General features: G+C 70.1%; 9 protein-coding genes. 3 read left to right on the top strand and 6 right to left on the bottom strand.

All coding sequences use genetic code 11. From position 1 onward, the window contains the following. Positions 1 to 3: 3 nt before the first annotated feature. Positions 4 to 1,503, top strand: a complete 1,500-nt coding sequence (locus tag ACQEU1_RS44315; RefSeq protein ID WP_433216667.1) for a thiopeptide-type bacteriocin biosynthesis protein — start codon at positions 4 to 6, stop codon at positions 1,501 to 1,503. Here ACQEU1_RS44315 and ACQEU1_RS44310 read toward each other — a convergent pair. From ACQEU1_RS44310 to ACQEU1_RS44290, 5 genes are all read right to left on the bottom strand, one after another. Continuing rightward, positions 1,489 to 2,475 carry an acyl-CoA dehydrogenase family protein gene (locus tag ACQEU1_RS44310; protein ID WP_433216664.1) on the bottom strand — a complete coding sequence of 329 codons (987 nt, stop codon included), beginning with the start codon at positions 2,473 to 2,475 and terminating at the stop codon, positions 1,489 to 1,491. The genes ACQEU1_RS44315 and ACQEU1_RS44310 overlap by 15 nt on opposite strands. After that, complete coding sequence (locus ACQEU1_RS44305; protein ID WP_433216661.1) at positions 2,472 to 3,953, bottom strand: aldehyde dehydrogenase family protein; 1,482 nt, start codon at positions 3,951 to 3,953, stop codon at positions 2,472 to 2,474. The genes ACQEU1_RS44310 and ACQEU1_RS44305 overlap by 4 nt, the downstream gene beginning before the upstream one ends. Before the next feature lie 86 nt (positions 3,954 to 4,039). After that, a complete protein-coding gene (locus ACQEU1_RS44300; protein ID WP_433216658.1) occupies positions 4,040 to 4,963 on the bottom strand; it encodes a 2Fe-2S iron-sulfur cluster-binding protein in 924 nt (307 codons plus the stop codon). Further along, a complete protein-coding gene (locus ACQEU1_RS44295; protein ID WP_433216655.1) occupies positions 4,960 to 6,729 on the bottom strand; it encodes an NAD(P)H-dependent oxidoreductase subunit E in 1,770 nt (589 codons plus the stop codon). The genes ACQEU1_RS44300 and ACQEU1_RS44295 overlap by 4 nt, the downstream gene beginning before the upstream one ends. Then, on the bottom strand, positions 6,730 to 8,655 hold the full coding sequence (locus tag ACQEU1_RS44290; RefSeq protein WP_433216652.1) for a molybdopterin oxidoreductase family protein: 1,926 nt from the start codon (positions 8,653 to 8,655) through the stop codon (positions 6,730 to 6,732). A gap of 56 nt (positions 8,656 to 8,711) precedes the next feature. Here ACQEU1_RS44290 and ACQEU1_RS44285 point away from each other — a divergent pair, with 56 nt between their 5' ends. Beyond that, positions 8,712 to 9,182: a family 1 glycosylhydrolase gene (locus ACQEU1_RS44285; RefSeq protein ID WP_433216649.1), complete on the top strand. Its 471-nt coding sequence runs from the start codon at positions 8,712 to 8,714 to the stop codon at positions 9,180 to 9,182. A 32-nt stretch (positions 9,183 to 9,214) separates the two neighbouring features. Here ACQEU1_RS44285 and ACQEU1_RS44280 read toward each other — a convergent pair whose 3' ends face one another. Then, positions 9,215 to 9,793, bottom strand: coding sequence for a TetR/AcrR family transcriptional regulator (locus tag ACQEU1_RS44280; RefSeq protein WP_433216646.1), 579 nt, complete (start codon positions 9,791 to 9,793; stop codon positions 9,215 to 9,217). Between the two features lie 91 nt (positions 9,794 to 9,884). Between ACQEU1_RS44280 and ACQEU1_RS44275 the strand changes: the two genes are divergently transcribed. Beyond that, complete coding sequence (locus ACQEU1_RS44275) at positions 9,885 to 10,715, top strand: alpha/beta fold hydrolase (protein ID WP_433216643.1); 831 nt, start codon at positions 9,885 to 9,887, stop codon at positions 10,713 to 10,715. Positions 10,716 to 10,742 lie beyond the last annotated feature (27 nt).

Here is a 10,742-nt window from a genome sequence, read left to right as displayed (position 1 = left end):
GCTGTGACCTGGACCGGCCTGCACTGCAGGGTGAACTGGAACCGCGCGGACCTCGACACCTTCGTCGCCGAGTCGCTGGCGCCCGCGATGGCGGGCCACGAGTGGTACTTCCTGCGCTACTGGGAGACCGGGCCGCACCTGCGCGTCCGCTTCAAGGACGCCACCGCCGCCGATAAGCTCAAGGAGACCCTCGAAAAGCTCATCGCCGACCAGAGCTTCGACCAGGCGGAGGACGAACCCGGCTGGCTCCCCCACGGCGACGTCCGAGAGGTCGAGTACGTCCCCGAGACCGAACGGTACGGCGGCCCGAAGGCGCTGCCGATCGCGGAAGAGGTGTTCTGCCACAGCACCCAGGTGGTCATCGCGGTCCTGAAGGCGACGAAGACCGACAGCGCCAGGCTGACGGCCGCCATCGACCTCACCATCGCCACGGCCAGGGCGCTCGACCTCACCCTCCCGCAGGCCGCGGGCTGGTTGCGCAGCCTCGGTTCCGGCTGGCGCAACGTCCAGGAGCAGGCACCGGCCCCCACCATCGGCTCGCAGCACGCCGCCAACCAGCTCCTCGCCAAGCGCGGCCGTGACCTGGCGGCGAGGTGGCACCGGGACCCGCGTGGCGCGATCGCCCACTGGCGCACCACGATCAAGGAGGCCAACGACCGCATCGGCGGCTGGCTGCCCTACGTCTGGGCGTCGCAGCTGCACATGCTGCTCAACCGCATGGGCATCACCCCCAACGAAGAGCGCATGATCTGCTGGACCACCGCGGCCGCCGCCATGTCCCCCAACGGGCTCACCGACTTCCACGACGACAACGAGACCGCGCCCGACCGCCGTTACCTCGAAGCGAGCAAGTTCCTGCCGGGCTTCACCGACCAGCTGCCGAGGAAGTCGAGCACGCCGAGGCAGTCGTGGCCGGCCACCACCTCACTGCCGTCCACAGTGGACACCGACACGCTGAGAGCGCGCAGGACCAGCCGCGACCTCACCGGCGACCTGACCGCGGAACAGCTCGGCACCCTGCTCTGGAACGCCATGTCCCCGACCAACGGCAGGTGGCCGTACCCGAGCGCCGGAGCCCAGTACTGCGCCAGGATCAGGCTCATCGCCCTGAACGTCGACGGCCTCGCCAGAGGCCGCTACGAGGTCAACGAGGTCGAGCGCGCACTGACCTGGTTCGGCGAGGCTCCGTCCATCGAGGACCTCGAAGCGACGTCGATGTGGTTCGGCCCCGGTACGACGGAACTCGCCGGCACCCCGGCCGTCCTGGCCCTCTACATCCGGCTCGGCAGCCTCCGGCAGACCTACGGACTGCGGGCGCTGCGGTTCGCGTTCACCGAGGCGGGGCACCTGGCGCAGAACCTCACCGTCACGGCGGCCAACCTCGGCATCCGGACGGGGCTGGTGGGCGGGTTCTACGACGACATCGCCCACGACGTCATCGGGCTCGACGGCGTGGACGACGCACTCGTCTACTTCCTGCCGCTGGCCTCAGATCTCGACTGAGTCCAGCAGCACGTCGACGGCAGGCTCGATCGCGGCCGCCGCCCGCGCGTCCCGGAACCGGCGTTCGATGCCGAGGTCACGGCGGAACGCCGCGTCCCCGCACACCTTCATCGCGAGGTCCGTCACGGCCACGGCGGCCTCGGTCGCGGTGACCGCGAGCAGCCGCACGCGGTCCAGCGACCGTTCCGGATGCCACGTCACCGCGGACAGGGTGTCGTTGTACAGCACCCTGACCGAGTCCGTCCGCAACCGCATGCGCGCGAGGTCCGGCCGCGTGCGCGGGTCGTCGCGGCCCAGCACGCCGACGGCCGCCGCCAACGCCCCCTCCATCAGACCGAGGGAGACCGCGGCCCCGAGCACCATGAACCACGGGAACGCGAGTTCCTCGGACCACAGCCGGTTCGACGCAGGCACCCGCACGGGATCGGCCCGCACGCACGTGGCGACGGTCCCGCGCAGCCCCATCCCGGCGTGGTCGGCGGGCACCAGCAGCCCCGGTGCCTCGGCGGGCACGAGCCACAACGCCGCGCCGCACGACCAGACGTAGCTGTCCGCCTCGCCGGCCGCGATCACCCAGTTCTTGCGCGCCCGCACCTGCACCACGTCACCGTGCGACGACGCCTCGCCTGCCGAACCGAAGGCGGCCAGCGTCGAGAGGTGCCGTCCGGCCGCGATCTCGGCCCGCAGCCAGTGCGGGCCCGACCGGTCCAGCACCGCCGCCGCCGAGTAGTGCGACCGCAACACGGAGGCGGTCGCGGCGCACACCCGCGCGACCTGCTCGACCACCCGGCCGGCCGAGCGCACGTCCTGGCCGCCCCCGCCGACCGTCCGGGAGATCGTCATCCCCAGCAACCCCTTGGCACCCAACGCGTTCAACGCCGCGCGGGGGAACCTGGAGTGCTGGTCGACGTCCGCGGCGTTCGGCGCCACCACCGTCTGCACGATGCGGAGCAGGTCCGCCCGGTAGGTCACGTCGGTGGGTAGAGCGAGTAGGAGGGGAAGTTGCCGTACGGCCGTTCGTCGGGCGGGCCTTCCGTCACGGCGTGCACCAGCAACGAACCGCCGACGAACGCACCGCGCCACGAGGCACCACGACCGCCGAACACCTCGTCCCGGTCACCCCGCGACCGAGGCTTGTTGATGCCGACCTTGAACGCCTGGACGTCCTCGCTCAGCCGCCGGGCCGTGGCCTCGTCGTCGCAAGCCAAAGATGCGACCAGGGCACCGTTCGAGGCGTTCATCGCGGCCAGCAGTTCGGCCTCGGTGTCCACCAGGACGATCGTGTCGACCGGCCCGAACGGCTCCGCGTGGTGCAGCGGCGATGACCGCGGCGGGTCGAGGATCGCGACCGGCGCCAGGTAGGCCGCGGTCTGCTGCCCCGGCAGGAAGTGCCCGCCGTCGAGCGTTCCCCGGTACAACGGCACACCGCCCGCCCGCACCGCCTCCTCGACGACGTCCCCCAGCTCCTTGGCCTTCGCGTCGTTGATCAACGGCCCGAAGTCCAGCGAGGGCAGCTCGTCGCCGGGCGAAGCGACGGCGAGCGGGTGCCCGAACTTCACGTCCCGCACCGCGGGCAGGTAGACGCTGAGGAACTTGTCGAACAACGACCGCTGCACGACGTACCGGGGGTAGGCGGTGCACCGCTGCTTGCCGTAGTCGAACGCCTTGCGGATCTGCGTGCCGAGCATGTCCCAGGAGTCGGTCTCCCAGACACCCCAGCAGTTCAGGCCCTCCTGCTCCAGGACGTGCCGCCGGTTCGAGTCGACCAGGCGCGTCGCAATGGCGCTGCCGACATCGCGACCGCCCACAAAGGACACACAGCCCAGGAACGAGGACCCGACCAGCACCGGCGCGAGTTCCGACCCGCTTCCGGACACCAGGGTCAGCGGCAACCCCGAACGGACGGCCAGCGCGGTCGCCAGCGTCAGGCAGCTCACGCCGCCGTCGGTCGGCGCCTTGGCGATGACGGCGTTGCCCGCCAGCGCCTGCACCAGCATCGCGTGCATCAGCACGCTCATCGGGTAGTTCCACGACGCGATGTTGCTGACCGGGCCGTTCAACGGTCCTCGGCCGGCCAGCATCGAGTCGATCTCCTCGACGTACCAGCGCACCCCCTCGATGCACCGGTCCACGTCCGCCGTCGCGAGCCGCCACGGCTTGCCGATCTCCCACACCAGCAGCAACGACAACAGGTCGCGGTGCTCGGTGAGGGCGTCGAGGGCTTCGGTCACCCTGGCCTTGCGGTCGGCCAGGGTGACGTTGCGCCACTCGATGTGCTGGTCGACGGCCGCTACGACCGCCCGTCCCGCGACGTCGAAGTCGAGGAACGGCGGGCCCGCGATGGTGGAACCGTCGACCGGGCTGGTGGCGGGCATCGGTTCGCCGGAACGACTCCACTCGCCGCCGAAGTGGTTGAGCAGCCGGTCTTCGTGGAACGCTTCCGGTGCCACCGAAACGCACCGCGCGTACACGTCGTTCCAAGAGGTTCCAGGCTTGAGGATCAACGACATCGGAGCGCCCTCCCGGTGTTGCGCGATCAGCGGTTTTGCACGTGCTGCCAGCCGAAACGACCCTTGATGCAGAGGTTTCCGTGCGTGACAGTGCTTTCGTGCGGAGACGTGACCTTCACGATCTCGTTGTCCTGCACGTGCAGGGTGAGGTTGCACCCGACCCCGCAGAACGTGCAGATGGTCGTGGTCTGCGTCTGGGCCTCTTCGTCCCAGGTGCCGTCCTCGCGCTTGTCGTGCTCGCGCTTGAAGCTCAGCGCACCCGTGGGACAGACCTCGATGCAGTTGCCGCAGTAGACGCAAGCGCTTTCAGGCAACGGCGTGGAGAACTCCGTGGAGATCCGCGAGTCGAACCCGCGGCCCGCGACCGAGATCGCGAAGGTGTTCTGCCACTGGTCGCCGCACGCGTCCACGCACTTGTAACACATGATGCACTTGCTGAGGTCCCGGACGTACAGCGGGTTGTCCACTTTGGCCGGTTGCCGCACGGTGGCGGCGGTCTGGCCGTCGGGTTCGTCGTGCTCACCCGGCCGGCGGTCGTCCCGGTCGGTCGACGGCGGTGCCGAGGGACCGAAGCGGGAGGGGTCGGCACCGCACGCGGACATCCACTCGTCCACGTGCGGCGTGGTGGAGAGGTCCGTGGCGGACCCGAGGAGTTCGAGCACCAGCTTGCGGCTGTGCTTCGTGCGGTCGGAGTCGGTGTGCACGACCATGCCGGGCTCGGCCTTGCGCGAGCACGACGGCACGAGCGTGCGCGATCCCTCGACCTCGACCATGCAGACGCGGCAAGCGTTTGCGGGCTTCAGCGTGTCGCCGTAGCACAGCGTCGGGATCGCTTTCCCCTGCGCCGTACAGGCATCCAGGATCGTGGCGCCTTCCGGCACGCGGACGGACTCGCCGTCCAGCGTCAGCTCGACCAAGCGCTTCGGCAAGCCGATTTCGACGATCGTCACGATGCCGCCTCCTCCGCGTAGCCGAGCCGGTACAGGGCCGATTCGATGGCGTTCCAGGCGGTCTGGCCCAGACCGCAGATCGACGAGTCGCGCATGACCTGCCCGACCTCCTTCAACAGCTGGAGGTCCTCTGCCGACGTGCTCAGCGGGCGCTTGCCCACCAGGCGGGCCATCGCCTCCTCCTGGCGCACGGTCCCGATCCGGCACGGCACGCACTGCCCGCACGACTCGTCGCGGAAGAACGCGGCGATGCGCAGCAGGAAGGCGCCCAGGTCGGCCGTGTCGTCGAGGACGAGCACGACGCCGGATCCCAGCGTGGTGCTCGCCGCCCGCGCGTCCTCCATGGTGAGCGGCAGGTCGAGCTCGTCCGGGCGAACGAACCCGCCTGCCGCCCCGCCGAGCAGTACCGCTCGCAGCTCCCGGCCTGGCGGCACGCCACCCGCCAGATCGAGGAGTTCTCCGAGCGTGGTGCCGAACGGCACCTCGTACACGCCCGGACGACTGACGTTGCCCGACAGGCAGAAGAGCTTCGGCCCGGCCGAGCCGGGGGTGCCGATGGCGGTGTAGGCCTCGCACCCCTCCGTGAGGATCACCGGCACGTTGACCAGCGTCTCGACGTTGTTGACCACCGTCGGCTTGCCGAACAGGCCCGACTCGACCGGGAACGGAGGCTTCGAGCGCGGTTCGCCGCGGTAGCCCTCGATCGAGTTGAAGATCGCCGTCTCCTCGCCGCAGATGTACGCGCCGGCGCCGCGCCGGATCTCGATGTCGAACGAGAAACCCTGGTGGCCCATGATGTTCTCGCCGAGGAAGTTGCGCTCCTTCGCCCGCGCGATCGCATTGCGCAGCAGGTGCAACGCCCTCGGGTACTCGCCGCGCAGGTAGAGGTAGCCGCGCGAGCAGCCGGCCGCGAACCCGGCGATCGTCATCGACTCGATCACCGCGTAGGGGTCGCCCTCCATCAGCAGGCGGTCCTTGAACGTGCCGGGCTCGCTCTCGTCCGCGTTGCACACCAGGTAGTGCGGTCGCACGGGTTGGCGGGCGGTCGCGTCCCACTTGCGTCCTGTCGGGAACGCCGCACCGCCGCGGCCCATCAGCTTCGCGTCGGTGACCTCGCGAATCACCCCGGACGGCCCCAGGAGGAGAGCTGTCCGCAACGCCGCGTAGCCGCCCGTCGCCCGGTAGTCGTCGAGCGACTCCGGATCGACGACGCCAACCCGTTTGAGCAGCCGCAGACCAGGGGATCCGGCCTGCGGCAGCTCCGCGCGCCCACCGTCCACATGAGAGGGACCGGCGGCCGCCACCGCGATCACCTCCTCGGCGGTGGTGGGCGCCAGGAGCTGCTCCGCCGCCACCTCCCCCGCCTCGAACGCGAGCGCCACCGGAGCCTTCTCGCACACCCCGAGGCACGGGCTGCGCAACCAACCGCTCTTCGCCCCCGCCGGTCCGAGCTCGCTGGTCAGCCTGTCGCACAACGCTTTCGCGCCGTTGACCTGACAGGCCAGGTCGACGCACACGTGCGTGACCCTCGCCGGGCGTTCGGTCAGCGAGAACAACGAGTAGAAGCTCGCCACCCCGTACGCCTCGGCGGGCGGGACGTGCAGGACGCGGCAGATGTGGTTCAGCGCGCCCTGGCTGATCCAGCCGACCCGGTCGTTGACCGCGTGCAGGGCGGGCAGGAGCTGGTCCCTGCCCATCCCCGCGAACAGGTCGACGACCACGCGTTCGGCCTCGGACGGTTCGACGTCGAGCAGTTTGAGATCCACTCAGCCCACCTTCACCGGAAGCTTGTCGACTCGGATGGCCGCGGCCTTGTACTCCGCGGTTCCCGCGATCGGGCAGGTGGCCTCGATCGTCAGGACGTTGACGTCGATCTCGTCCGGGAAGTGGAACGTCATGAAGACGAGCCCCGGCGTGAGACCCTCGTCGATCCGCACCGGCGCGACGATCTGCCCGCGCCGGCTGGTGATCGACACCTCCTCGCCTGCCTCCACCCCGAGTGCACGGGCGTCCTCCGGGCACAGGTCGAGCGTCTCGCCGACGCGCAACGGCGACTCGAAACCGTGCGACTGCACCCCGGTGTTGTAGGAGTCGAGCCGGCGGCCGGTGGTGAGCCGGAACGGGAACTCCTCGGTGAGCTCGTCGACGGGCGGGCTGTGCGGCACCGGAGAGAACGTCGCGGGCATGCCGCGCTTCACCGGGTCCTCCTCCCAGAGCCTGCCGTGCAGGAAGCTGGGTTCGAGGGAGTCCTCGTCCGGGCACGGCCACTGGATGCCGCCGAGCTCCTCCAGCCGGTCGTAGGTCATGCCGGTGTGGATCGGCGAGAGGCCGCGCAGCTCGTCCCACACGTCCTGGCCGGTCTTGTGCTGCCAGTCCGCGCCGAGCCGGTGAGCGATCTCGCCCATGATCTCGATGTCGTCGCGCGCGCCTTCCGGTGGCGTCAACGCCTTGCGGACGCGCTGGACCCGGCGCTCGCTGTTGGTGAACGTCCCGTCGGTCTCGCACCAGGCGGCCGCCGCGGGCAGCACGACGTGGGCGAGCTGCGCGGTCTTGGTGAGGAAGATGTCCTGCACCACCACGTGGTCCAGGTTGGACAGTCGCTTGATCGTGTGCTCGCAGTCGGCCTCGGACTGCACCGGGTTCTCGCCGATGATGTACACGGTGGTCATGTCACCGCGTTCCATCGCCTCGAGCATCTGGGTGAGGTTCCAGCCCTTGGCGGCCTTGAAGTTCGAGCCCCACGCGTCGTTGAACTTCTTGGCGACGGCGGGGTCGGTGATGTCCTGGAAGCCGGGCAGCCGGTCGGGGATGGCGCCCATGTCGCCGCCGCCCTGCACGTTGTTCTGGCCGCGCAACGGGTTCAGGCCCGCGCCGTAGCGCCCGACCTGGCCGGTGAGCAGCGACAGGTTGATGAGGCTCAGCACGTTGTTGGTGCCGTTGTGGTGCTCGGTGATGCCGAGCGTCCAGCTGAGCTGGCCGCGGTCCGCCTTGGCGTAGGCGTGCGCCAGCTCGCGGATCAGCTCGGCGGGCACCCCGGTCTCCAGCTCCGCCACCGGCAACGTCCACGGCTCGACGGCCTTCACGAACTCCTGGAAGCCCTCGGTGGCGCGCTCGACGAACGACATGTTCGTCAGGTTCGACGCGATGATCTCGCGCGCGATGGCGTGCGCCAGCGGGATGTCCGTGCCGACCTTGAGCCGCAACCACCTGTGCGCCCACTTGCCGGTGCTGGTCAGCCGCGGGTCGACGACGTAGAGCTTCGCGCCCTTGTGCACGGCCTTCAGCACGTGCTGGAAGAAGATCGGGTGCGCCTCGCGGGCGTTCGACCCCCACAGGACGATCAGGTCGGCGTCCTCGATCTCCTGGTAGGAGGAGGTTCCGCCGCCGCTGCCGAACACCTTGGCGAGGCCGGCCACGCTCGGCGCGTGACACGTGCGGTTGCACGAGTCGACGTTGTTGGTCCCGATGACGGCCCTGGTGAACTTCTGGGCCATGTAGTTCATCTCGTTGGTGGCCCGCGCACAGGAGAACATCCCGAACGCGTCCGGGCCGCCGAGCGCGACGTTCCTGCGGAAGCCCTCCGCTGCCTTGTCCAGCGCCTCGTCCCAGCTCGCCGGTCGCAGGACGCCCGCATCACGCACCAGGGGCTGGGTGAGCCGCACGTAGGGCTCGGTCTTCTTCCGCCTGCTCATCGTCTGCACCTCCTCCCCACATACTGTATGCAATCTTCAGTCCGCGCTAGCCCCCGTTGCGGTTTCTTGACCGCGGGCCGCGGCCGGAAAACGTTCCAGCGCTTGAGTCGTGGCCGCACATCCAGCCCGGCGGCCGCGGCCCGGTGAACGCCAAGGGCGTCGACCCGTGGCTCACGCTCTACCACTGGGACCTGCCGCAGGAGCTGGAGGACGCGGGCCTCGTGCACGACGCGCTCGGTGACCGGGTGCCGACGTGGACGACGCTGAACGAGCCGTGGTGCTCCGCGATGCTCGGCTACGACACCGGCAGGCACGCTCCCGGCCGCACGAACTTCGCCGAGGCCATGCGCGCCACGCACCACCTGCTGCTGGCGCACGGCCTGGCAGCGCAGGAACTGCGGTCGCGCGGGGTGGCGTCGCTGGGCATCACGCTGAACCTGGGCACGCACTCGGCCGCGTCGGACGACCCGCGCGACCTCGACGCCGCCCGCCGCGCCGACGGGCTGGGCACCCGCGTCTACCCATAGATCGCGTCTGCGAAGGGTGCTGACGACCGGGCTCAGCCGTGCGCGAGCGAGTCCTCGATCGACCGCAACGCCGACTGGAGAACGGCATCGCGGTGCGCCCCCGCCGGCAACGCCCGCGCGACGGTCACCGCGCCGATGATGCAGGCCACCACCGTCCACGCGCGCTGCCGGCGTTCGTCGGACTCACCGGGCAGCGCGGGCATGATCAGCGCGACCATCCGCGAGACCTGCAGCTGGTAGACCTCGCGCACCGCGTCGCCCGCCCTGGCGACGTCCGCGGTGAGCGCCGCCAGCACACACCCGTCGGCGACGCACTCGCAGTGCTCCGCGCTCAGGTAGGCACGCACCAACGCGAGCAGCGCGCGCCGCCGTTCGTCCTCGTCGGCGACGTCGAGAGCCTCGAACTCCGGACTGACGTTGGCGCGGATCACCTGCTCCAGGAAGCCTTCCTTGCTGCCGAAGTGGGAGTAGATCGCGCCGGAGGTGACCTCCGCCGCGGCGGCGAGCGCGTCGACGCCCACGCCGTGGAAGCCCTTCTCCTTCAACGGACGCGCGGCGGCGGCCAGGATCGCGGCCCTGGCCTGCTCCTTGTGGTCCTTCGCGTACCGCACGCCGAGCTCCCCACTTGACTCCCACCGGGGTCATGATCATACGATAACGCTCGTTACATAGCGATCGTTATTCTATGAATCCGAGGGGACCATGACCGCGAACTCCGCTGTCACACGCACCGTCGACGTGGACGGAACGCCGTTCGCCTACCGCGAGGTCGGCACGTCGGAAGGGGTGCCGCTGGTGTTCCTGCACCACTTCACGGCGGTGCTCGACGACTGGGACCCCGCCGTGGTGGACGGCCTGGCCGCGCACCGCCGCGTGGTGCTGGTCGACCTGCGCGGCGTCGGCGGTTCCGGTGGCACGACGCCGGACAGCGTCGAGGCGATGGCCGACGACCTCGCGCGGTTCCTGCGGGCACTGGAGCTCACCGAGGTGGACCTGCTCGGAGTGTCGATGGGCGGCATGATCGCCCAGGTGCTCGCCCAGCGGGAACCGGTGCTGGTGCGCAGGATCGTGCTCGCCGGGACCTCACCCGCCGGCGACGCCGGACCCGCCAACGCGCTGGCGTTGCTGCAGAGCGCCTTGCAGCAGTCGGCGGCGGAAGGCAAGCACCCCAAGCACTTGCTGTTCTTCTCCCCCACCGCGACCAGTCAGCAGGCCGCGAACGAGTTCCTCGCCAGGCTGAACGAGCGGACCGAGGACCGCGACACCGAGGTCACGAACGAGACCATCGGCGCGCAGGCGGCCGCGCTCGCCAAGTGGGAGCACGGCTCGCCCGACGGCCTCGCGTCCGTGCGGCAGCCGGTGCTGGTCGTCAACGGGGACAACGACGTCATGCTGCCGACGCTCAGCTCGTTCACCCTGGCGCAGCACCTGCCCAACGCCCGGCTGAGCATCTACCCGGATGCGGGCCACGGCGCGTTGTTCCAGCACCACGAGCTGTTCGTCGAACAGGTGTCGGAGTTCCTGAACGCGTGAACGGAACCCGGCCGGGCCCTCGAGCCC

It is taken from the genome of Lentzea sp. CA-135723, assembly GCF_050936595.1.
In the GTDB taxonomy this organism is placed as follows: Bacteria; Actinomycetota; Actinomycetes; order Mycobacteriales; family Pseudonocardiaceae; genus Lentzea.
This window is presented reverse-complemented; position numbering and strand designations above follow the sequence as displayed.

Bases quoted from the DNA above. Each gene is read 5' to 3' on its own strand.
- ACQEU1_RS44290 (WP_433216652.1), bottom strand. From the start codon at position 8,655: ATGAGCAGGCGGAAGAAGACCGAGCCCTACGTGCGGCTCACCCAGCCC.
- ACQEU1_RS44275 (WP_433216643.1), top strand. From the start codon at position 9,885: ATGACCGCGAACTCCGCTGTCACACGCACCGTCGACGTGGACGGAACG.